The sequence below is a fragment of the Tenacibaculum aquimarinum genome (assembly GCF_022478115.1).
GTDB classification, from domain to species: Bacteria; Bacteroidota; Bacteroidia; order Flavobacteriales; family Flavobacteriaceae; genus Polaribacter; species Polaribacter aquimarinum_A.
The window spans coordinates 82788-105973 of sequence record NZ_JAKGSC010000005.1; the positions used below are offsets into that span (position 1 = coordinate 82788).

Genomic DNA, 23186 nt, shown 5'->3' on the forward strand with positions numbered 1-23186 from the left:
ATTCTGATCTTGTTTCAGAATCTAATCTTGAGAAAATTATGTGATTTCTTAATAGACAAAAAAGTAAAAAAGGAACTACAATAATGTAGTTCCTTTTTCATTTTTCAAAACTCGCATCAACCAAAACAAAACGAACACACCAATTAAAGCTAAAACGGTAATTACACTCCAAGTAAACTCGTAACCAAATTTAGCTACCATTTGCATTCCTGCATTGTGACTAAAAATATGCGATAATGAAAAAGCAATTGCGTACAACGCCATATATTCTCCTTGATTTCCTTTTTTTGCTCTATCTAAAGCAAAGGCATTCGAAAAAGGAAATGCTATCATTTCTCCAATGGTCATTAAAAACATTCCAAATATTAAAATTCCAACCCAAGAAGTTAGGTTTAAAACTAAAAAACTTATTGCTACTAAAAACAAACCGATAGCAACTAATTTTGTTTTTGAATTCTTGGTATTTTCTAACCATTTAATCAATGGCATTTCAAAAACTGCTATAAAACCTCCATTGAATCCCATTAACAAACCAACTTCTAAAACTGTTAACGCTCTTGCTTCTTTATAATACAATGGCATTGTAGAAAAGTATTGTAAGAATACAAATCCGAAAATGAACATTGCCACAAAGAATATCCAAAACGCTTTGTCCTTATAAACCGAAACAGGATTTTCAACTTTTACTTCGTCTAAAATTTTTGCTTTTTTAGGATGTAAAACTTGCAACAATAATATTGCAGCCAACGTACATGTTATTCCGTCTATCCAAAACAAACCTTCATAACCGTAAAGCGTAATTATCAATCCGCCAATTGCAGGTCCAGCAGAAAAACCAAGGTTAATTGCCAAACGAATTAAAGTAACCGAACGTGTTTTATTTTCTGGTTTACTATAAGCACTTAATGCTACAAACATTGCAGGTCTAAACGTATCTGCAACTAACATTACCATAAATATTCCGAAGCAAAATTCTTCAAAAGTTGATGCATATTGTAACATTACAAACAGAAATCCTGTTCCAAACAAACTGTACAACATCACTTTATAATAGCCAATTTTATCTGTTAACTTACCTCCAATCCAAGTTCCTACAACAGAACCTAAACCAAAAAATGTCATAATCCAGCCAATATCAGATTTTTCAAAATCTAAACTTTCAGATAAATAAATAGATAAAAACGGAATTACCATTGTTCCTGCTCTATTAATAAGTGTAATTAATGAAAGCCACCAAACTTCTATAGAGAGGCCTCTAAAAGTATTGATGTAATTGGTGTATAATTTTTTCATGGTTTGGTTGATTATTGTAAAAATAAAAAGTCCGACTGTGAAGTCGGACTTTTTATGATTGAATGATTTTATATTGATATTATCATAACACATACACAGCCCAACTTCTTCCGTTTCTCACAGAGGTAAATTGTTTCTTATATGAATTATAAATTGTCATTTCTTAATTATTTATACTCCAAAACTACACAAAATAATTGAAAGTTGTATTTTTATAAAATGAAATTATTTAAAAGATTTTTTTCAATCCTATTTTTATGTATTCTAATTTTTGTTGCGTATGTTTTTATTTCAACCGGTTTTTTTAGAACTATTGAAAATAAGTTTGATGGAAAAATCATTAAAAAAATAAACCTTCCTGGAGCTGAAGATATTGTAATTAGTAGAATTGATAGCTTTGCTATTATCTCATCTACCAAAGGAAGAGCTTTACCAAAAGTGAATTATGAAACTGGCGGATTGTATTATTTAGATTTAAAAACGAATGATTTTGAACCCATTAAATTAACATCAGAATTTGAAACTCAGTTTGCTCCGCATGGAATTTCTATGATAAAAGTTGATAGTATTTTTAAAATTGCTGCAATAAATCATACAGAAAAAGGGCATACAATTGAAGTTTTTACTCTTAAAGGTAAAACTTTAACTCATGAAAAAACTTTTAAAGACAAGTCTATGACAAGTCCAAATGACGTTGTTTGGTTAGATAAAGACAAATTCTATTTTAGCAACGATCATAAATATGAAACCGGAATTGGTAGACTTATAGAAGATTATGTTGGCGTAGAAATAGCAAACGTTGTGTTTTTTGATGGAAATAAATACACAGAAGTTGCAGACGGAATTGCCTTTGCAAACGGAATAAATATCGACAAGAAAAGGAACTTAGTCTTTCTTGCTTCTCCAAGAAAATTTATTGTAAAAGTGTATCAAAAAAATGAAGACAATTCATTAACTTTTATTGAAGATATAGATTGCGGAACGGGTGTAGATAATATTGAATTTGATGAAGAAAACAATCTTTGGATTGGTTCTCATCCAAATTTATTACACTTTGCAGAATACGCAAAAGGAAACAAAAAAACATCGCCTTCAGAAATAATTAAAATAAATTACAAAGCAAAAGGAGATTACACAGTAGAGCAAATTTATATGGAAGACGGTACAGAAATGTCTGCCTCTACAGTTGCTGTAACTTTTGGAAATTTAATTTTGGTTGGTAATGTTATGGACGATAATTTTATAATTTTAAAAAGAAATTAATTTACACATTTTATGAAAAAGATTGCAACACTCACTTTAACATTATTCTTATTTATTTCTTGCGGAAGCGGAAAATCTTTTCAAAGTTTTTTTAATGACCATAAAAATGACATTGGCGTAACTGCATTTCAAGTCCCAAATTTTATGAGAACCTTGTTGGGTTCTATTTCACCAGAAATGGGTGGAGTTTTTGATAACATTCAAGATTTTAAATTTATTACTTTTAATGAAATTGATGCAGCCAAACAAGGAGAATTAATTAACCAAATGGGCTTGGTAACAACAAATAAATACACCGATATTTTAAGAGAAAATAAGGTTGATAAAACAAAAATACTTTCCGTTGTAGAAGATGGAGACGTTGTTAAAGAAGCTATTATTTTTAACTCAACACTTGCAAAAACTTCGGTTTTTTATCTAAAAGGAAGTTTTGATCCAAATACATTGAAAGAAATTTCAGAGAAAGATCAATTCGACCAACTTTCAACAAAACTATTAAACCAATACCAATCACCTTTAACACCTGGTTTTAATCCTAATAAATAATGAAAAAGCTATCATTAATAATTCTAATTTCATTCTTTATAAACGCCTGTAATTCTCAAAATAAAAGGGCTTTAATTGGAGAAACTAAGTATCAACAAGAATTAAATTCAAGTTATAAAGACGCATCAGAATCTCCATTAACCAAACGTGATTTAAAAAATTTTAAAGGTTTAGATTTCTTTCCAGTAGACAGTTCTTACATCGTAATTGCTTCATTAACACCAACAATTGATGCGCCAGTTTTTGAAATGAAAACAACTACAGACAGAAGACCTTTATACAAAGAATACGGCGTAATAAACTTTACCGTTAATGGAAAAGATGGAGAATTAACTGTTTATCAAGACCAAAGTTTAGATAGAGATAAAAAATATGATGATTATCTATTTTTACCATTTACAGACCACACAAGCGGAAACGAATCTTACGGAGGCGGTCGTTATATGGACATTTTTATTTCAGATATTTCATCAAACAACAAAGTTCTTTTAAACTTCAACAACACCTATAATCCTTACTGCGCCTATAATCCAAAGTACTCTTGCCCAATTACGCCACGTAAAAATCATTTAGATTTAGAAATTAAAGCTGGTGTTAAGGCTTTTAAAAAACATTAATTTTAGAAGCTATTTCCTGCTTTACGTTATATCTTTTTTATGAAAAATAAAAAAGGATGCCACTTCAATCAGGGCTAAACTAATTAATAAGCGTTCTTTTTTATAATAAAAAGAACGCTTATTAATATTCTAATTATGGATTCCTGCCTTCGCAGGAATGACAAAAACAATTAAGAATTTATAGAAATATCGGAAACCAAATCCAATTCAATAGCTTTTGCTAATTTGTCCAAATACGGTTTTCTCGATTTTAATTTTGTTCCTGCATGTGCTTTCATGTTTAATTGTGAAAACATTTCAGCAATTTTAATAGCCGTTGGCAACAAATGAGTATCAGGAACAACTTTATCTAAGAATCCTGCAGTAATTGCATCATTTGGACTGTACATTTCTGCGTTACAAACACTTCTTTCAAAATAGACGGAAGACAAACGCGCTTTGGCAATTTCAATTCCAGCTTGGTGCATTGTCATACCAATTGCAACCTCATTTAAACCAATTTTAAACGGTCCTTCTGTACCTAATCTATAATCTGCAGAAAGCAATAAAAAGGCACCTTTTGCAATTGCATGTCCAGTAGCAGCCACAATAATTGGCATTGGAAAAGACAACATTCTTAAAGATAACTTAGAGCCTTTAGTTACCAATTCTTTGGCACTTTCTGGCGAAGCTGTCATTACTTTTAAATCAAATCCAGCAGAAAAAATTCCAGTTTGTCCTGTAAGTATTACTACTTTTTTATCAGCTTCCGCTTTATCAAAAGCAGCATTTAAACCTTCAACAACTTCGTGTGAAATTGCATTTGCTTTTCCGTTTTCAATTTTTATAATTGCGTACTTTTCTTCTGATATATATTTTACTACTTCGTTCATTATACTATTTTATTATATAAATTTAACTACATACATTCCTGCAAAAACGGCTAAAAAACCAACTACAAAACTTGCAATGGTATAAAAAGCAAAACTTGTGAAATCTCCCGATTTTAAAAAAACATGATTCTCATAAGCAAAGGTAGAAAAGGTTGTAAAACCTCCACAAAAACCTGTTGCTAAGAGTAATGTACTATTTTCTGTAAGTGTATTATTTTTTGCGGCTAAGCCTAAAATTATCCCAATTAACAAACTTCCTAAAATATTGGCTGCAAAAGTTCCGTACGGAATTCCGTTTTCCGAATTATTAAGCCACTTCCCTATTATAAAACGAAGTACGCTACCAAATCCACCACCAATAAAAACTAAGAATAGTTGTTTCATTATAATTCTATATCTGCAACATCCGTATAATTCCATTTTCCTGTTACAGTTCCTTTGTTCAGAATTACAACTCCTGGATTTCCTCTAACAATTGTTTTTAAGGTAGTTTCGTCACAGAAAAGAAACTCGAAAGGTAAATTGTATTTGTTTTGAGCAATTACTAAATCGTCTTCAAAAGAAGCGGAAACACCATACACTGTGTAGCCTTTTATAATGGCTTCATCAGTCATTTTTTTAATTGGTGAAAATCCGTTTTCATCAGCTTTATCAATATTATAAACAATAACAAGCATTACTTTTTCTTTAGATAAAAGCTCTTCTGTTAAATCTGCTTCTGCACTTTCTAAAGAAAAATCGTGCACTGGCGGAATTTCACCATCACCTTTATACTCCATTCCTTCCGAAATATTATTACCAATTGCATACGGTCTAAAATCTATTAATGGTAAATGCGTTAGTACATGATACGCCAAAAACATGGAAGCAAAAAATGATAAAATTGTTACCAATGCTGGTGTTTTCCCTGAAAGTATTGGCTTTATATGTTTGGTTTGGAACAACAAAAAGATAATCATAATAGTTAAAACAACATCTTTATAAAACGATTGCCAAGGCGTAAGTTTCATAAAATCTCCAAAACAACCGCAATCTGTAACTTTGTTATAATATGCTGAATACCAAGTTAAAAACAAGAAAACTAATATTAATCCTAGAAGTTTCCATAAAGTTAATTTTGGAAGCCAACCTACTAAAAGTGCAACACCTAAAACTATTTCTCCAATAATTAAAAGAATTGCTAATGGCAAAGCAAACGGAATTAAAAACTCCATATCTAAAACACCTTCTGAAAAGTATTCTTGAAATTTATATTGTGAGCCAATTGGGTCTACCAATTTTACAAATCCTGAAAAGATGAATAATGCTCCGACTATAAATCTAATGATGTGTGTTATTATTTTCATATTTTAATATTATTCTCCCAAATGAATCATTGCAAAAACCGCATAATTAATCATGTCTTGATAATTTGCATCAATACCTTCCGAAACTATAGTTTTTCCTTTATTATCTTCAATTTGCTTTACTCTAAGTAATTTTTGCAAAATTAAATCAGTTAAACTTGAAACTCGCATATCTCGCCAAGCTTCACCGTAATCATGATTTTTATTCAGCATTAATTCTTTGGTAATTTTGCTATGCTTGTCATACAAAACAGTTGCCTCTTCCGTGTTTAAATCAGGATTTTCAACAACTCCTAACTCCAACTGAATTAACGCCATAATAGAATAATTTATAATACCAATAAACTCAGATTTCTCACCTTCATCTACTTTTCTAACTTCATTTTCCTGTAATTGACGTATGCGTTGCGCCTTTATAAAAATTTGATCCGTTAGCGATGGCAAACGTAAAATACGCCATGCGCTACCATAATCGCTCATTTTTTTAATAAATAAACTTCTACATTCGTTAATAACTAAATCGTATTGTTTTGAGGTATTTTGCATTGTATTTTTTAAAAGTAATTGTGTAAAAATAGTAAATCTAACTTCTTTTTCATTTATTTTTACAGAAGAAATTTAATTAGATGTACACAATTAATTGCAACGGAACTTTAATAGATTTATCTTCTCCAAAAGTTATGGGGATTTTGAATATTACACCCGATTCTTTTTTTGATGGAGGAAAATATAAAAACGAATCTGACATTCTTTCTCAAACAGAAAAAATGCTTTCTGAAGATGCAACTTTTATAGATATTGGTGCATATTCTTCTCGCCCAGGTGCAAAACATATTTCTGAAGAAGAAGAATTACAAAGAATTGTTCCCGTAATAGAATTATTAGTTAAAAACTTCCCCGAAATTATTATTTCTGTAGATACTTTTAGAAGTAAAGTTGCCCAAGAAACTATAAATTCTGGTGCCGCAATCATAAACGATATTTCCGATGGAAAAATGGACGATAATATGTTTGCAACGGTTGCAAAACTACAAGTTCCTTATATTTTAATGCACATGTTAGGAACGCCGAAAACCATGCAAAATAATCCAGAATATAAAGATGTAACCAAAGAAGTAATTTCTTTTTTTGCTGAACAGATTAACATTTTACATCAATTAAAAGTAAACGACATTATTCTCGATGTTGGTTTCGGCTTCGGAAAAACCATTGAACATAATTTCGAATTACTTAAAAACCTATCGCTTTTTAAAAGTTTAGATGCACCAATGCTCGCTGGAGTTTCTCGTAAATCTATGTTGTATAAAACTTTAGATACTACTGCCCAAGAAGCATTAAACGCAACAACTTCTGCCAATACAATTGCACTTTTAAATGGTGCTAAAATCCTTAGAGTTCACGACGTTAAAGAAGCTGTTGAAGCCGTTAAAATTGTGAATCAGATTTCTTTTTAGAAGCTATTTCCTGCTTTCACTACTCGCTTTTTTCATACTTCAAAAGAGCTCAAACAGGCCGTTCAATCAGGGCTAAACTTGTTTGCTAACTTTTAGCACTCAAAAAACTTGGCACTCTTTTTGTTAAAATTATGTTAAGACCAAAGCTCAACCAACTTAAACTTTAATACTGCTTTTCAATAATTATTGAAGAGAAAATCAATTTATTAATTTTTAAAACTATCTATTATTAGCAAACAAGATTGGCCAGAAATTAACGCTGGCTCAATGGCAGACATCGCATTTTTATTATTAATTTTCTTTTTAGTTACCACAACTATGGATGTAGATTCAGGTATTTTAAAAAAAATACCTCAGGAAGAGAAACATCCTCGAGAGATAACTATTAAAGAAAAAAATCTTTTAGAAATAACAATCAACAAAAACAACGAGTTATTTATAAACGAGCAAACAGTAGCTATTTCTGAACTGAAAGAAATTGCATTGAATTTTATAGATAATGGTGGTGGACTTAATAAAGACGGACAAGAATGTAATTGGTGTAATGGTAATAAGAATCCAAAATCATCAGACCATCCTACAAAAGCAATTATAGCAATTGATGCAGACAGAAATGCAGATTACGGAACCTACATTTCAGTTTTAGACAATATAAATAGCGCTTATGATCAACTAAGAAACAAGCTTTCAGTTAAGCTTTATGGTAAAAACTACAATGCTTTAGAAGGTGCATATAAAAAGGCTTCGAAAAACAAAGAACCAATTCTAAAAAAAATTAAAAACATACGAGAAAAATATCCTTTACTTATTTCTGATATTGATGTAAGTCCAGATATGGCAAAAAGGTAAATAATTAGTACATTTACCCAAAACACAAACTTTTTAATGTTAGATTTTATCGATTTTTCTTTTTTAGATGTTCTAGATATTCTGTTGGTTGCAACACTACTCTATTATATTTACAAATTATTAAAAGGAACTGTTGCTATTAATATTTTTATTGGAATTGCGCTAATCTTTTTAATTTGGAAAGTAACACAAGCATTAAAAATGGAAATGTTAAGTGGTATTTTAGGCTACTTGCTTTCTGGTGGAGTTATTGCACTTATTATTGTGTTTCAGCAAGAAATACGTAAGTTCTTATTAATGATAGGAACCACCAATTTCTCTACCAAAAAAAGTTTTTTAAAGCAATTAAAATTTTTACAATCTGAAATTAGCTCAGAAACCGATAGCGATATAATTTTAGGTGCTTGTAAAAAAATGAGTATAACTAAAACAGGTGCTCTAATTGTTGTTGAACGTACCAATAGTTTAGATTTTCTTATAAATTCTGGTGATAAAATGAATGCGTTAATTAACGAAGCTATTTTAGAAAGTATTTTCTATAAAAATAGTCCTTTACATGATGGTGCAACTATAATTAGAGACAATTACGTAGTAGCAACACGTGTTATTTTACCAGTTTCAAACAATACTAAAATTCCTGCTCGCTTTGGTTTAAGACACAGAGCTGCAATTGGTGTTACTGAAAGAACAGACGCTGTTTGTATTTTAGTTTCTGAAGAAACAGGAGAAATTTCCTACATTAAAGATGGAGAGTTTGTACTGTATAAAGATTTTGAGATTCTTGCAGAAAAACTTCGTGGTGATTTGGTAGGTTAAAAAACCATTAATTATTTAATAGTAAAACCAACTTTGTAAATTAGCTTAGCCCTGATTGAAGTGGCATCCTTTTTTACTGTCAGTTCGAGTGAATTTGTGAAGCATGAACAAATTTGTATCGAGAACAGAAGTAAAAAAGATATAACGGAAAGCAGGAAACAGCTTCAAATAAAAAAATATAACATAAAAAAAGGCTCCCAAAATTTGAGAGCCTTTTTAAATATAGTTTTCTAATCTAATTATTTAGCTGGTGCCATTTTAGATTGGATAGCGTTCATAACACTTTTGAATTTTGCAGCGCTTTCAGCGTCTAAAGAAGATAAAATCTCTTTACCTTTTGCAGCTAATTCAACTCCTTTTTTAGCTAATTCTGCATTCTTTACAACATCTCCTTTTGCAGCGATATAATCTTTTGCATAAGCAGTATAAGCTTGTAAGTGCTCACCAACTTTAGGGTCTTCAAATTTAGGAATAGTTACTCCTTCTATAGCAGATGTAATTGCATCTCCAGCTTTATCAGCTAAATCTTTTGCTCCGTCTACAACGCTTTCTGCTCCGTCAACAACTTTGTCGGCTCCTTCAGCTACAACATCTCCAGCTTTATCAGCTGCTTCTACTGTTGCATCTTTTAAATCTTTTCCTGCTTCTTGTGCTTTTTTACATCCTGTTGCTAATAAAGTTGCAGCAACAAATACAGATAAAATTACTTTTTTCATTTTGTTTTGATTTTAATGTTTTTGATTGAACTACAAAAATAGCAGTTTATTACTAGTAAACAAGCATTTTTTATGTTATTTAAGCTAGTTGTGTACTAAATTGTTTATCGAATAAATTTTTATAATATCCTTTAGGTTTTGCAAGCAATTCTTGATGAGTTCCTTCCTCTACAATTTCTCCTTTATCCATTACAATTATCTTATCGGCTTTCTTAATAGTAGCTAACCTGTGTGCTATTACTATTGAGGTTCTTCCTTTAGTAATTTCTTCTGTTGCATATTGTATCATTTGCTCTGCATGTGCGTCTACAGATGATGTTGCTTCGTCTAAAATTAACACACTTGGTTTGCTAACATATGCTCTTAAAAAAGCTATTAATTGACGTTGACCTGATGATAACATTGCACCACGTTCTTTAACATTATAATTATAACCGCCTGGAAGTGTCATTATAAAATCGTGAATACCTATTTGTTTTGCTGCTTTTTGAACCGTTTCTAAAGAAATTGAATCGTTTTTAAGTGTTATGTTATTTAAAATTGAATCTGAAAATAAGAATACATCTTGTAAAACTACCGCAATTTTATTTCTTAAGGATTCTACATCATATTCTTGAACTGGTGTTTTATCTACAGATATTACACCATTATCTATTTCGTAAAATCTATTTATTAAATTGATAATTGTAGATTTCCCTGCTCCTGTAGAACCTACAATAGCTACAGTTTGTCCTTTTTTAACTGAAAATGAAATTCCTTTTAAAACTTCTTCTCCTTTTATATAACTGAAGCGAACATCTTTAAAATCTATATTTCCTTGTAGATTTTCTGCTGAAGTTGTTCCTGAAATATCAATAGAACTTTCAGTATCAATTACTTTAAAAACACGTTCTCCAGCTACAATTCCCATTTGTAATTGGTTAAATTTATCTGCAATTTGTCTTAAAGGGCGAAATAACATTTGAGACATTTTTATAAATCCGATAATTGCACCAACCGTTACAGCCTCATCTCCAATGGCTTGGAAACCTCCATACCAAACTAATAAACCAATTGCTATTGATGAAAAAATTTCTGCAATCGGAAAGAAAATTGAATAATACCACACTGTTTTTACGTGTGCTTTTTTGTGCTTATCATTTATTTTCATAAAGTTCTGATACTCGATCTTTTCTCTATTAAATAATTGCACAATTTTCATTCCTGTAACTCTCTCTTGCACAAATCCGTTTAGGTTAGAAACCTGATCTCTAACATCTTGAAAAGTTGCTTTTATAGCTATTTGAAATAACTTTGTTGCATAAATTAAAATTGGTAAAACTGCTAATGCAATTAAAGCCAACTTCCAATTTATATAAAGCATTACTCCTGTTATTACAATCATTTTTAGCAAATCGCTTACAATCATAAACACTCCTTGTGTAAAAAAGTTTGCAATTGTTTCTATATCTGAAACTACTCTTGTTACTAATTTACCTACTGAAGTATTATCAAAATAAGTCATTTTAAAGGCTAAAATTTTACGAAAAACTTTAGCTCTCATATCTCTAATTACATGCTGACCAACCCAATTTGCGTAATAAATAAATATAAATTGTAATAAAACCTCTATTATAAGAAGTCCTAACATTAATAATACAAAGTTTACTAGATTATTTAAATCTTTGCTTACTGTAAAATCATCTACAGCTAAAACCAAAACATATGGTCTTACAGCTGAAACTATAGCAAGTAAAATTGTTGATGTTGCTGCAATAATAAATTGCATACGATAACGCTTTGCAAAACTCATTATTCTTGCAAAAATCTTTATATCGAAAGCATTTCCTGTTTTATTACTCATTTAATCTTTTATATATGTGTATGCTACTTTTGTTAAAAACAATCCTTTTGCAGGAACTGATAAACCTGCATTTCCTCTATTCTTACTTTCTATAATTTTTCTGAAATCATCTATAGAAATTTTTCCTTGTCCTACTTCTAATAATGTACCAACAATTGCTCTTACCATATTTCTTAAAAACCTATTTGCAGAAATCTGGAATGTTATTTCGTTCCTATTTTCTTTAAAAAAAGCTTCAGTAATAGTACAATTAAACGTATAAACCTCTGTTTTTACTTTTGAAAAGCTTTCAAAATCTTCATATTCTAAAAGAATTTTAGCAGCTTCATTCATCAAATCTACATTAAATTTCTGCGAATGTATTTGCCAAGAACTTTCTAATGTAAACGGGTTTCTACCTAACCAAATATTATATTGATAACTTCTACTTAAAGCATCAAAGCGTGCATGAGCTTCGTCTTCAACCAAAATTATTTTATAAATTACAATGTCTTTTGGTAATATTGAATTAAACTTAAACACGTAATTCTCTTCAATTTCTCTATCAATATCAAAATGTGCAAACATCTGCGAAGCGTGAACACCAGTATCGGTTCTTCCAGCTCCCACAATATTAACGGTAGTTTGCAACACTATGCTAAGTGCTTTATTTATTTCTTCTTGTACGGAAATTACATCTGGTTGTACTTGCCAACCATGATAATTTTTCCCGTTATATGCTAGTTCTAAAAAGTATCTCAAAATTGTTTTTTGGAAACATCAAAATTACTGAATTTATTTTGTTCTTTGTACTTTCGCAGTGTGAAGAAAATCTTATTACTTTCAGACACTCATAGTTATATTGATGATCAGATATTAAAGTTTGTAAAACAAGCGGACGAAGTATGGCACGCAGGTGATATCGGTGATTTATCGGTAACCGATACTATAAAAAAACTGAAGCCTCTACGTGCTGTATATGGAAATATTGACGACAAAGATGCTAGAGCTGAATTTCCTTTAGATAATAAATTTAATGTTGATGGTGTTTCTGTTTGGATTACACACATTGGTGGTTATCCTGGCAATTACTATCAACGTATTAGGACAGAATTAAAAGAGAACTCTCCAAAAATATTTATTTCTGGTCATTCCCATATTCTAAAAGTTCAGTTTGATCAAAAACTAAATTTACTCCATTTAAATCCTGGAGCTTGTGGCAAACATGGTTTTCATAAAGTCCGTACTATGATTCGTTTTCAAATAGATAATGGAAATATAACTAACATGGAGGTAATTGAGCTTGCTACCCGATAAATGCTTTTTTTCTTTCTTTAATTGGTAAAGTGATTTTAATTTTTGTGCCTTCATTTTCTTTAGACTCTACTGTAAAAGTCCCTTGCAACATTGTAACACGTGCATTAATCTGATTTAATCCAATACCACCTTTATTAATTGGATCCTCAACATTAAACCCAACTCCGTTATCCTCAACTAAAATATTCAACTCACCATCTTCCTCTTCAACTTTTATAAGTGCCTCATTTGCTTGGCTATGTTTTATAATATTATTAGAAAACTCCTGAATAATATTATAAACTTTTATCTCAAAATCTTGATCATATCGATTTAATCCTTCAATTTTGGTAAAGAAATTTATTTGAGAGTTCGAAAAATTTTCTGCAGCATCTTTTAAAGCATATTCTAAACCAAACTTTAATAAAATTGATGAAACTAAATTATGAGACAGGTCTCTAATTTGCTGAGATGCTTCTAAAATTATTTTTTGGGTTTTTTGAATTTCTGCCGGCACATTTCCATTAAACTGTTTTTGACTTGCTTGTAAGTGTAAATTTGCCGAAGATAACATTGCGCTTACATTATCATGTAATGTTTCTGCTATCTGTTTACGTTCTGCTTCTTTACCATCTAAAGTTGCATTTAATATTTTTATTTGCGATTCAGATTTTATTTTTTCAATGTTTTTTTGCTGAACTAGTTCATTTTCCGACAACTTAATTTTAAGTCTTTGTTGGCGTAACTTGTAAACATTGACAAAGTAAAACAATAAGGCAATCGCTGAAAAACTTGCTATACCAACTAACCAAGTGTTCTGTTCTGCTTTTAATTTTTGAGCCTCAACATCTTTAGTGGCCATTTCAACATTATGCTTAGATTCAATCTCTTTAATTGCTTTATTAAGCTCTATGTCTCTAAGGCTATCCCTTATAGAAACTGACCTATCTAGATAGCCATATGCAACATAATCTTTTAAATTATATAAAGTCCAGCCTAAATTATCATACAATGCTTCCTTATATTTTACTGCCTTTAATCTATTATCATTTTCAACATAACCTAAGGCTATATAGTATAACTTCTTTGCCTCAATAAGATTATCCTCTTCCATGTAAATACTTGCTAAGTTTCCATAATCTGCAGCAAGTGTTTGATTAAAATTCAGTTCTTTATGGATTTCAATAGCTTTATTTGCGTGATACTTAGCCTTTTTTAAGTCTTTAAGATTTTCGTAATAAAAATGTATTCCTGACAAGTTAGTGTGAGCGTCAGCCTTTTTAAGTCTAGTCTCTTTTTTAAAACTATTTAAACTAAGTAATTGTTCTAAATAATATTTAGCGCTATCTAACTGGGGAATTTTTTGGTATATCCCACCTATTTTTAATAAGCTTTCTGCTTTAATGTTTTCGAAAACATCTTCTGCTGTTTCAGAATATAGACCTTCGTTTTTAAGAATTAAATTTAAAGTTGTTTTAAAATATTTTATAGCATTTTTATGATCGTTGATGTTTTCATAAATGTTTCCTAATAATTTATTTACATTAATTATTGTTTTTACATCTTTAGATTCATCTAATATATTAAAAGCCATCTTTAAAGACTCTGAATAATTTCCGTTATTAGTTAAACTTAACGCCTTATTAAGTTTATTTTTTATTATAGAATCATTAACTTTTGTAAATAAAGAAAAAGCTGATGATGAATCAGCTTTTTCATTGGTTGAATTAATTCTACTACTATATAATAAAAAAATTAGGGGGATAATGAAGATTTTAATAATTTTCAAATTCAGTCTGGTATTATTATGTTACAATTATCATTCTAGGTCTTTTAGGACCAGCAGCTGCCTCACCCTTTGCAGCTCTATTTGTATGATTTATAAAATCTATTTTTAAATCATTTGCATCTTTTACAAAGGTTTTAGTAAAGGTATCATTACTAGTTTTACCTTCCTTTAGGTTAATTTCGTAAGCTCCTTCTTTTTCATTGTAAACAAACTCTACGCTAATACCTTCTTTAACAGTAAAATCTAATTGAAATGTATTGTCTCCGTTACTAACTAAACTATACGTTTGTAAAAATTGATTATTCTTTTCTCCTTTTGCTAAAACAATATTTTCATCTTCTACTACAAATGATGTTTTTGATTGAGAATCCTCTACAAAATCTACACTTAATTGGTTGTTTTCTAAAGATAATTCTTCACTTTTCTCTCCTTTTCCAGTAAATTCACCAGCATATAAATAAATCTCTTTAGTCCCATTACTTTTTATAACCTCAGATGTTGTATTATCATTTAGGGTATAATCAATTGAATAACGTCCGTTAACATCTTTTTGTAACTTATACGATTTTAATAATTTTCCTTGAGTTCCTAGTTCAACATTGTCAAGAGACTCATTGTTTGAGCAAGATGTTAATCCTAAAAAAAGAACTGAAGCAAATGCACTTAATACTAATTTTTTCATAAGAGGTAGTTTTACTTTTTAAAGACTTTATTAAGGCTTTAAATTTGGTTTGGTTTGGTTTGGTTTGGTTTGGTTAAAATGAGTGGTTTTAGCAATATACTAGAACAATAATTAGGGGGATCAAATTTTCTTTTGGGGGAATAGAAAAACTGAAGGGTAATTAGGGGGATTAGAGTATATTGTTTTTAACTGCATACATTGCTAAACCTACTGCATTTTTTACATTTATTTTCTTAATTAATCGACTTCTGTAATGTTCTATTGTTCGAATACTAACATTCATAGACTCTGCTATTTCATTAGTGTTTTTTTCTTGTGCTACTAACTTTAAAAGCTCTATTTCTTTATCAGTTAATTCTTCTTCTAACTCTTCACTTTTATTTACTTTTTGAGTGTTTGAGAAGTACATTTCGAACAAATTTTCTTTTACATTATCGCTTATGTATTGCTGATTATTATACACTGTTTTTATTCCTTTGATTAAATGTTCGCTTGCCGCACTTTTTTCAATAAAGCCATTGGCTCCCAACTTAATCATTTCATCTACAAGCTTAGGGTCTTGTAAACTTGACAGAATAATTGTCTTTTGATCAATGTTTCTGGCATTAAATGTTTTTAAAACATCTATACCATCCATTTCTGGCATATTAATATCTAAAATAAGTACATCTGCACTGTTATTTTTAGACCATTCTACAATTTGCCTTCCTGTTAAAGAGTAGCCTTCAACATTAATCTCATCATCAGTATTTAATAATGCTACGATTCCTTCAATTAAAATCTTGTGATCGTCAGCAATGTGAACTTGTATCTGTTGTTTCATTATTACATTACAAATCTATGAGGTTATTTTATATCTTACAATGGTAAAAATACGAAACGTTTCTGCGGTTTTACCGCAAATGACCTTCGGTTTTACCGCAAATTAGGTTACTCGTTTTTTGAAAAATCGTGAATTAGTTGCACCAAACACAATTAACAAGCTGTTTTATAGTTAATTACAAAAATACAAAAACCGAAGCTTTCACTTCGGTTTTCTCGCACAAAATATTACTAAGATGTTAGGTTTATCGTAATCTATCTACAGATTTCACAAGATCTTCATCCTTTTTAATGGCTTTATTTGCAAACACAGTAAGCAAAATAACAATAATAGGTAAGAACATCCCAATACCTTTCTCTGAAACCGAAGCTTCTCCAGATAATGTTAGCATTAGATATATCAACAGTCCTAATAAAAGAAGGTTAATCAAAATTACTACTCTTCCTAAAACAAACTGTAACTTTCTATTTTTAAATTGAAAAACAGTTATTAAGGATATTAAAGATGATAAAATAAATAATACCGGTATTGCTTTTTGCTTTACATCTACTACCTGCATAAAGTCTTGAGCAAAAAGTGTATTATCAGAAACTGTCCAAATATTAAAAACAAAAATTAATCCTCCAGCTACTATTGCTGCGAGTATTAAGTATATAGTTTGTATTCTTTGAATCATCTTTAAAAATTGAGATAGCAAAAGTAGCATTTTCTTTTTTAATAAGAAACTTTGCATATTAAAATAATATACTATATTTGCTATATATTCAACTACACAACAGTTGATGCTGAATTACATCTATTTAGCATTCTATTCAAAAAAAAAACATCACCTCTCAATCTTAATTATCATTAAGAAATTATAAAAAATAATTAATTCATATACATAATGTTCGAAATTGAAGAACTAAAAGCAAAAACACTTCCCGAATTACAAGAAGTTGCTAAAACAATTGGTTTAAAAAAAACTAGTCAACTTAAAAAATTAGATTTAGTATATAAAATACTAGATGCACAAGCAGAATCTAATGCTGCGAAAAAAGAAAATACTACTTCAGAAAAACCAAAGAGAAAACGTGTAGTAAGAAATACCACTACAAATAAAGCGGAAACTAAAATTACTCCTACGACTATAGAAAAAAAGGAACCAGAAGTTGAAAAACAAGTAGTTCCTAATAAGACTAAAGAAGTTAAAAAGGTTACTAATGTTGAAAAAGAACATACAAAAGAAAAATCCGCAACAAACGACAGGGTTGTAAAGGAAGACAAGAAACCTGAGAATAAGCAACAGAAATCGCAAAAACCTCAGCAACTTCAACAACCTAAGCCTCAACACCCAAAACAAGCACAAAATAACAACGCAAATAAAAACCGAAACAGTAATAAGAAAAATCAAAATTTAAGTCATAAAAGCGGGAATAAATATCGCGATCCTGATTTTGAGTTTGATGGTATTATTGAAAGTGAAGGTGTTTTAGAAATGATGCAAGATGGCTACGGCTTCTTACGTTCTTCTGATTATAATTACTTATCGTCTCCTGATGATATTTATGTATCTCAATCTCAAATTAAATTATTTGGCCTTAAAACTGGAGATACAGTTTTAGGTATTGTTAGACCTCCAAAAGAAGGTGAAAAGTATTTCCCTCTTATTAGAGTATCAAAAATTAATGGATTAAATCCAAATATTGTAAGAGATAGAGTTTCATTTGAACACTTAACACCTCTTTTTCCTCAAGAAAAATTCAATTTAGCAGAAAAAGGAAGTTCTCTATCAACAAGAATTATTGATTTGTTTTCTCCAATCGGAAAAGGACAACGTGGTATGATTGTAGCACAACCAAAAACAGGTAAAACAATGCTGTTAAAGGATGTAGCAAATGCAATTGCAGCAAACCATCCAGAAGTGTATCAAATAGTTTTACTAATTGATGAACGCCCTGAGGAAGTTACAGACATGAAGCGTAATGTACGTGGAGAAGTTGTTGCTTCTACTTTTGATGAACCAGCAGACAAGCATGTTAAAGTTGCTAATATTGTTTTAGAAAAAGCAAAACGTTTGGTAGAATGTGGTCATGATGTAGTTATTCTTTTAGATTCTATTACACGTTTAGCCAGAGCTTATAATACAGTTGCTCCAGCTTCTGGTAAAATTTTATCTGGTGGTATTGATGCAAATGCGTTACATAAACCAAAACGTTTCTTTGGAGCGGCAAGAAAAATTGAAAACGGAGGTTCGTTAACAATTATTGCAACTGCTCTTACTGAAACAGGTTCTAAAATGGATGAAGTTATCTTTGAAGAATTTAAAGGAACTGGTAATATGGAACTTCAATTAGATAGAAACATTTCTAATAGAAGAATTTATCCAGCTATCGATTTAATTAAATCATCTACAAGAAGAGATGACTTATTGTTAGACCCTAAAAATGTACAACGCATGTGGGTTTTACGTAAATATTTAGCTGATATGAACCCTATTGAAGCAATGGAATTTATTAATGACAAGGTTAAATACTCTAAGAACAACGATGAGTTCTTAATTTCTATGAATGGTTAAATTCAACTAGTTATTGTTATTAAATAAAAAAACCACCTTTTTGATTTATCAAAAAGGTGGTTTTTATTTTTTGTGTTACTTACTAAGTATAAATAATAGATTTAATTTCAAAGGTTTTACTTTTCAGCAAAAAAAATACCGAAGCAAATGCTTCGGTATTTTTTATATATAATGTTTTTTTTTACTGAATTCCGTAAAAAGAAGCTCGATTATCTTCAACATCAGAAGCTTTTTTAATTGCTTCATACATTTTAAAAGATTGATTTCTTCTCTGATCTGCTATACGTTTTCTGTAAGTATCATAATTTGGCAAAGCGGTTGGTAATTCTTTTTTAGAAACACTAAAAGCAAATACTCCTTTTTCACCTTCTATTTTATTGTATAATTCGTTTTCTTTAGCATTTATCATTGCTCCAATTACACTTGGCTCATTACCTACGCCTGAAATTGTTGGAGAATTTAATGTTACATCAGAAATATTTTTTACAGATTGACCATTTGCACTTGCTATATCTGCTAAAGTAGCCCCATCCATTTTATCTTTAATTAATGCTGCTTTCTTCTCCTTTAAAACTAATGGACGAACTCTTGCTGTTGCTTTTTCTACAGATAATAAACCTTTTTCAGCTTTCCCTGTAACTGTAGCTACAACATAGCCATTATCAACATCAAATCTTTTAAAAGATCCAACTTCAATATCATTTCCAAAAGCCCAAGAAACTATTTGTCTTTGGTTACCTAGACCTGCAATGTTTTCATCTAAAACTTTTAAACCTACTGATGCTCTAGCTTGTAATTCTTTACTTTTAGCAGCTTCATCTATAGAGTTACCGTTAGATACTTCTAGGGCAAATGTTTCTGCATTTTGAAAAACAGTATTTTCAGTTGCTTCTGAAGCAACAATTCTTTTAGATAAAGTTGCTAATTTTACAACTTTTTGCTTTTTAGTTTGATCATCAATTTTAACAATATGAAAACCGAATGGTGATTTTACAACACCAATATCTCCTTTTTTATTATTAAAAGTATAATCTCTAAACTCAGGAACCATACGGTTATAAGCAAACCAATCTAGCTCTCCTCCTTTATCTGCATTTGTTTTGTCTACAGAAAATTTCTTTGCCAAATCAGAGAATTTATTTCTGTTACGCTTTAATACAGATAAAATGCTATCAGCTTGTATTCTTGCATCATCTTCTACTAGAGTAGTTTCAGCTGTAGCTGATCTAGAGCCTAAAAAAGGAATTAAAATATGACTCGCTTTTACAGAGTCTGGCATTTGCGCAACTTCAGTTACTTTAGATATTTTGTAAAAACCTCTATCTTTATAAGGACCAAAAACTTCTCCTACATTTTTAGACATAATACCTTCTGCAACTTCTGCAAAAAGATCATTCTTAAACATATAATTGTTGTTTAATGGTTCGTCTGATTTATTTTCATCTAAAAAAGCAACATAATCCGTTGCGTTCTTTAATCCTTTAGAAGCAAACCGCTCATTATCTTCTAACAAAGCACCAATTTCATTTTTTATTGCTAATTCATCTTCTGCTGTAGGCAAAATATCAAACTTTACGTATTTAATATCTCTTGAAGCTTCCGTTTTAAAATCAGCAGGATTAGCATCTATATAGTTTTGAATATCACTCTTTTTTAAAGCAATTAAACTATCAGCTACACTTGTATATGGTACATAAACAAAACTACCTGAAATTTTAGTGTTTTCATTTAAGTATTGAGCCTCTCCTTCTTTTAATGAAGCTCCTAAACCAGCTCCAATTAAATCGTCGTAAGTAGTTCTTTTTAAATTATCTCCTATAGAGCTCATATAACTTTGCCAAGAATTCCAAGTTTCTTTTTGACTAGAATCTTCTTTTATGGTAGCTAAATACTCTAAAAATTTACTTTTATCAAACATTCCAGCAGTTTGGAACCTAGGATCATTTTGCACAGAAGGTGTCTGATACAAAACATTCATAATATCTTGTTCTCCTAAAGTTATTCCTGCTTCTTCTAATTGTGCTGTGTATAATTTTTGTCTAACTAAATTATCCCAAACAATTTTAGATGCTTGCATTTCTGAAACTCTATTACCATTTTGTGTTTGATATAACTCTAAAGCTTCTGCAAACTCTTGTCTAGAGATAGTTTCTCCATTGATATCTCCTACTTCATTTATTTTAGAAGAGTTAAAAAAATCTCCTAAAGTTGAAGGATCTAACACAAATGCAAAAAGTGCTAAACCTATTACAAGAATTAAGAACATTGAACGTTCTCTAATTTTCGATAAAATTGCCATACGTAATTTAATTTATTTTCAGTGGGCGAAGATACAATTTGGGTTTGTAAAATGCAATGATTTACAAACAAGATTTTCAGCTCTTTGTAATAGCTATATTTTACTATTCAAAATCTAGAAGTTTTACATGAACTTCATCAATTTTTGAGGTACTTACTTTTAAAATTTTAATATGAAGATTGTTTATAATAATTACTTCATCTTGTTCAGGAATATTTTCTGTGTGATGAATTACAAAACCTCCAAGAGTTTCATAAGCCTCTTCCTTTAAAATATTTAAATCGTACGTTTCATTTAAGTAATCCACCTCTAAACGTGCAGAAAAATTAAATTCTCTATCATTAATTTTTTCTTCTAAAAACTCTTGACTATCGTGTTCGTCTTCAATTTCTCCAAATAATTCTTCAACAACATCTTCAACAGTTATCATTCCAGAAGTTCCTCCATATTCATCTACAACTACTGCTATACTTTTTCGTTTTTTCATTAAAACATTTAGTACATCATTAATCATCATAGATTCTGGAACAATTTCTACTGGTAGCAAAATAGATTTTATAGTTTTTGGGTTTTTAAATAACTCAAATGCGTTTACATAACCAATAATATCATCTAAAGAGGTTTTATAAACTAATATTTTAGAATACCCAGTTTCTATAAATTCTTTTTTTAAATTAGTAACTGTTTGATGTAATTCTACAGCCATAATTTCTGTTCTAGGAACCATGATTTCTCTTGCCTTTACATTATGAAATTCTAAAGCATTTTGAAAAATTTGAATTTCTGAATCTAACTCTTCATCGTCTGAATTTGTAGTTTCTAGTTGTTCTGTAATATAATTCCCTAGTTCTTCTTTACTAAATTCCGTTTGCTCTTCTTGACTATTTGTTTTAAAAAAAACTCGCAAACAAAAATCTGATATTGCAGTTATAAATTCTGAAATAAAATGAAAAATAATATAAAAGAAATAAGCAGGAATTGCGAAAAGCTTTAGTGCTTCATTTGCATAAATTCTAAAAATAGCTTTTGGTAAAAACTCTGCAGTAACCAAAATTATTAAGGTAGAAATAAGAGTTTGTATTACTAAAACAATAAAATTAGAAAACATTTCTACTGGAAGAAACCTTAACAAGATTCTTCCCATAAAATAACTGTAAATTACCAAAGCAATGTTATTACCAACTAACATTGTGGTAATAAATTTTGAAGATTTATGTGTAAGCCTTGTTAGTATTTTAGGTAAAAAACCTTCTCGTTTTTTCTCTAATTCTATATGAAGTTTATTAGCAGAAACAAAAGCAATTTCCATCCCAGAAAAAAAAGCTGAGAATAAAATGGAAGCTATTGCAATTATTATTTCTACTTGCATTAATTGGGTTTATTACTATTTCTTTTCTCTATTTTCTGTCTTAATCTTCTCTTTACAAAAAACATAAAGGTAACTAAAACCGCAACTATTAAAAATAGATATGCTTTATTTCTATCAGAATTAAATCTAATTATTCCTTCTACAAGGCAAATTACAGCTACAACTAAATAACCGTATTGTATTATTTTCCAAAGTTTGTTCATCTTAATTTTGTTTTGCTTCTAAATTACCTGTAACGTCTTTTGCCATCCATTTTGTTAAGTCTTCTTTAGACTCAAATCCTACTCCTGTAAAGGTATCTTTTTCTTGGATAAGTATAAATTTATCTTCAGAAAAAAAGTACCCCAATTTTTGGTCCCAATATAATTGATCTGTTACTAATTTAGATTTCCCTGTATGGTTAACAACTACAACATTGCCTCTAATTTCTGAAATTGAAGTTTTAGAATATGATAATGCATAATTTCCAGTTACTGTGGTAGAATCTATCCCGTTTTTATCTATTGTTACAATTTTAATTCCTTTTGGAAATTCGTTATAAGGATGATCTTTCCTGTTAGAAAAATCGTGTAGTAAAGGTGTTGTTAATTTAGAAGTAATTCTACCTGAATCTTTATATACGTGATATGCATTTTTGGCAACTGCTATTGGTAAATTTTTTTCAGCTAAAAAATTACGGACTTCTTTTGCATTGTTTGTACAAGAAAAAAACATTGCCACCATAAATATGGCAGCAATGTTTATATATATATTTCTTGTATGTTTCAAATTGAAAAC

At 29.8% G+C, this 23186-nt stretch carries 24 protein-coding genes; 8 read left to right on the forward strand and 16 right to left on the reverse strand.

All coding sequences use genetic code 11. From position 1 onward, the window contains the following. Positions 1 to 75 precede the first annotated feature (75 nt). Positions 76 to 1293 (reverse strand): MDR family MFS transporter, encoded by a 1218-nt coding sequence (locus L1S33_RS10790; RefSeq protein WP_240562332.1) that lies wholly within the window; start codon positions 1291 to 1293, stop codon positions 76 to 78. Positions 1294 to 1512: 219 nt separating this feature from the next. Between L1S33_RS10790 and L1S33_RS10795 the strand changes: the two genes are divergently transcribed. The 3 genes from L1S33_RS10795 to L1S33_RS10805 are packed head-to-tail and all read left to right on the forward strand — an operon-like array spanning position 1513 to position 3719. Then, positions 1513 to 2556: a hypothetical protein gene (locus tag L1S33_RS10795; RefSeq protein ID WP_240562333.1), complete on the forward strand. Its 1044-nt coding sequence runs from the start codon at positions 1513 to 1515 to the stop codon at positions 2554 to 2556. A 12-nt stretch (positions 2557 to 2568) separates the two neighbouring features. Continuing rightward, positions 2569 to 3102 carry a DUF4252 domain-containing protein gene (locus L1S33_RS10800; protein ID WP_240562334.1) on the forward strand — a complete coding sequence of 178 codons (534 nt, stop codon included), beginning with the start codon at positions 2569 to 2571 and terminating at the stop codon, positions 3100 to 3102. Further along, the gene (locus tag L1S33_RS10805; RefSeq protein WP_240562335.1) at positions 3102 to 3719 is read left to right on the forward strand and encodes a DUF1684 domain-containing protein; all 618 of its coding nucleotides are present in this window, start codon (positions 3102 to 3104) and stop codon (positions 3717 to 3719) included. Before L1S33_RS10800 ends, L1S33_RS10805 begins: the two co-directional genes overlap by 1 nt. A gap of 170 nt (positions 3720 to 3889) precedes the next feature. Here the strand turns inward: L1S33_RS10805 and L1S33_RS10810 are convergent, their stop codons facing one another. Genes L1S33_RS10810 through L1S33_RS10825 form a run of 4 tightly spaced genes read right to left on the reverse strand, consistent with a single transcriptional unit; the run spans position 3890 to position 6483 of the window. Next, positions 3890 to 4591, reverse strand: a complete 702-nt coding sequence (locus L1S33_RS10810; RefSeq protein WP_240562336.1) for a crotonase/enoyl-CoA hydratase family protein — start codon at positions 4589 to 4591, stop codon at positions 3890 to 3892. Between the two features lie 12 nt (positions 4592 to 4603). Next, positions 4604 to 4975: a fluoride efflux transporter CrcB gene (gene crcB, locus L1S33_RS10815; RefSeq protein WP_240562337.1), complete on the reverse strand. Its 372-nt coding sequence runs from the start codon at positions 4973 to 4975 to the stop codon at positions 4604 to 4606. Further along, entirely contained in the window at positions 4975 to 5937 is a 963-nt protein-coding gene (locus L1S33_RS10820) for a BT_3928 family protein (RefSeq protein WP_240562338.1), read from the reverse strand. Before L1S33_RS10820 ends, crcB begins: the two co-directional genes overlap by 1 nt. A 9-nt stretch (positions 5938 to 5946) precedes the next feature. Further along, a complete protein-coding gene (locus L1S33_RS10825) occupies positions 5947 to 6483 on the reverse strand; it encodes a DUF1599 domain-containing protein (protein WP_240562339.1) in 537 nt (178 codons plus the stop codon). An 80-nt stretch (positions 6484 to 6563) separates the two neighbouring features. Between L1S33_RS10825 and folP the strand changes: the two genes are divergently transcribed. From folP to cdaA, 3 genes are all read left to right on the forward strand, one after another. Next, entirely contained in the window at positions 6564 to 7391 is an 828-nt protein-coding gene (gene folP, locus L1S33_RS10830) for a dihydropteroate synthase (RefSeq protein WP_240562340.1), read from the forward strand. Positions 7392 to 7619: 228 nt separating this feature from the next. Next, a complete protein-coding gene (locus L1S33_RS10835) occupies positions 7620 to 8240 on the forward strand; it encodes an ExbD/TolR family protein (protein ID WP_317208779.1) in 621 nt (206 codons plus the stop codon). 36 nt (positions 8241 to 8276) lie between these two features. Beyond that, positions 8277 to 9056 (forward strand): diadenylate cyclase CdaA, encoded by a 780-nt coding sequence (gene cdaA / locus L1S33_RS10840; protein WP_240562342.1) that lies wholly within the window; start codon positions 8277 to 8279, stop codon positions 9054 to 9056. Positions 9057 to 9295: 239 nt separating this feature from the next. Here cdaA and L1S33_RS10845 read toward each other — a convergent pair whose 3' ends face one another. The 3 genes from L1S33_RS10845 to truA all read right to left on the reverse strand — a co-directional run bounded on the left by L1S33_RS10845 (position 9296) and on the right by truA (position 12356). After that, positions 9296 to 9772, reverse strand: coding sequence for a hypothetical protein (locus L1S33_RS10845; protein WP_240551598.1), 477 nt, complete (start codon positions 9770 to 9772; stop codon positions 9296 to 9298). 79 nt (positions 9773 to 9851) lie between these two features. Then, complete coding sequence (locus tag L1S33_RS10850) at positions 9852 to 11615, reverse strand: ABC transporter ATP-binding protein (protein WP_240562343.1); 1764 nt, start codon at positions 11613 to 11615, stop codon at positions 9852 to 9854. After that, positions 11616 to 12356 carry a tRNA pseudouridine(38-40) synthase TruA gene (gene truA / locus L1S33_RS10855; protein WP_240562344.1) on the reverse strand — a complete coding sequence of 247 codons (741 nt, stop codon included), beginning with the start codon at positions 12354 to 12356 and terminating at the stop codon, positions 11616 to 11618. 60 nt (positions 12357 to 12416) lie between these two features. On the opposite strand from truA, the gene L1S33_RS10860 reads away from it, so the two are divergent. After that, complete coding sequence (locus tag L1S33_RS10860; protein ID WP_240551595.1) at positions 12417 to 12911, forward strand: metallophosphoesterase family protein; 495 nt, start codon at positions 12417 to 12419, stop codon at positions 12909 to 12911. Here L1S33_RS10860 and L1S33_RS10865 read toward each other — a convergent pair. The 4 genes from L1S33_RS10865 to L1S33_RS10880 form a co-directional block, all read right to left on the reverse strand. After that, positions 12901 to 14484 (reverse strand): tetratricopeptide repeat-containing sensor histidine kinase, encoded by a 1584-nt coding sequence (locus tag L1S33_RS10865; RefSeq protein WP_240562345.1) that lies wholly within the window; start codon positions 14482 to 14484, stop codon positions 12901 to 12903. The genes L1S33_RS10860 and L1S33_RS10865 overlap by 11 nt on opposite strands. 211 nt (positions 14485 to 14695) lie before the next feature. Further along, positions 14696 to 15361, reverse strand: coding sequence for a hypothetical protein (locus L1S33_RS10870; RefSeq protein ID WP_240551593.1), 666 nt, complete (start codon positions 15359 to 15361; stop codon positions 14696 to 14698). 169 nt (positions 15362 to 15530) lie between these two features. Further along, positions 15531 to 16184 carry a response regulator gene (locus L1S33_RS10875; protein ID WP_240551592.1) on the reverse strand — a complete coding sequence of 218 codons (654 nt, stop codon included), beginning with the start codon at positions 16182 to 16184 and terminating at the stop codon, positions 15531 to 15533. A gap of 244 nt (positions 16185 to 16428) precedes the next feature. After that, positions 16429 to 16860 carry a DUF4293 domain-containing protein gene (locus tag L1S33_RS10880; protein ID WP_240551591.1) on the reverse strand — a complete coding sequence of 144 codons (432 nt, stop codon included), beginning with the start codon at positions 16858 to 16860 and terminating at the stop codon, positions 16429 to 16431. A 210-nt stretch (positions 16861 to 17070) separates the two neighbouring features. On the opposite strand from L1S33_RS10880, the gene rho reads away from it, so the two are divergent. Next, on the forward strand, positions 17071 to 18741 hold the full coding sequence (rho, locus tag L1S33_RS10885; RefSeq protein WP_240562346.1) for a transcription termination factor Rho: 1671 nt from the start codon (positions 17071 to 17073) through the stop codon (positions 18739 to 18741). A 181-nt stretch (positions 18742 to 18922) separates the two neighbouring features. Here rho and L1S33_RS10890 read toward each other — a convergent pair whose 3' ends face one another. The 4 genes from L1S33_RS10890 to lptC all read right to left on the reverse strand — a co-directional run bounded on the left by L1S33_RS10890 (position 18923) and on the right by lptC (position 23177). Beyond that, positions 18923 to 21040 (reverse strand): peptidylprolyl isomerase, encoded by a 2118-nt coding sequence (locus L1S33_RS10890; protein WP_240562347.1) that lies wholly within the window; start codon positions 21038 to 21040, stop codon positions 18923 to 18925. A 103-nt stretch (positions 21041 to 21143) separates the two neighbouring features. Next, positions 21144 to 22409 carry a hemolysin family protein gene (locus L1S33_RS10895; protein WP_240562348.1) on the reverse strand — a complete coding sequence of 422 codons (1266 nt, stop codon included), beginning with the start codon at positions 22407 to 22409 and terminating at the stop codon, positions 21144 to 21146. After that, on the reverse strand, positions 22409 to 22612 hold the full coding sequence (locus tag L1S33_RS10900; protein WP_240562349.1) for a hypothetical protein: 204 nt from the start codon (positions 22610 to 22612) through the stop codon (positions 22409 to 22411). The genes L1S33_RS10895 and L1S33_RS10900 overlap by 1 nt, the downstream gene beginning before the upstream one ends. A 1-nt stretch (position 22613) precedes the next feature. Beyond that, positions 22614 to 23177 (reverse strand): LPS export ABC transporter periplasmic protein LptC, encoded by a 564-nt coding sequence (gene lptC, locus L1S33_RS10905; protein WP_240562350.1) that lies wholly within the window; start codon positions 23175 to 23177, stop codon positions 22614 to 22616. Positions 23178 to 23186: the final 9 nt, after the last annotated feature.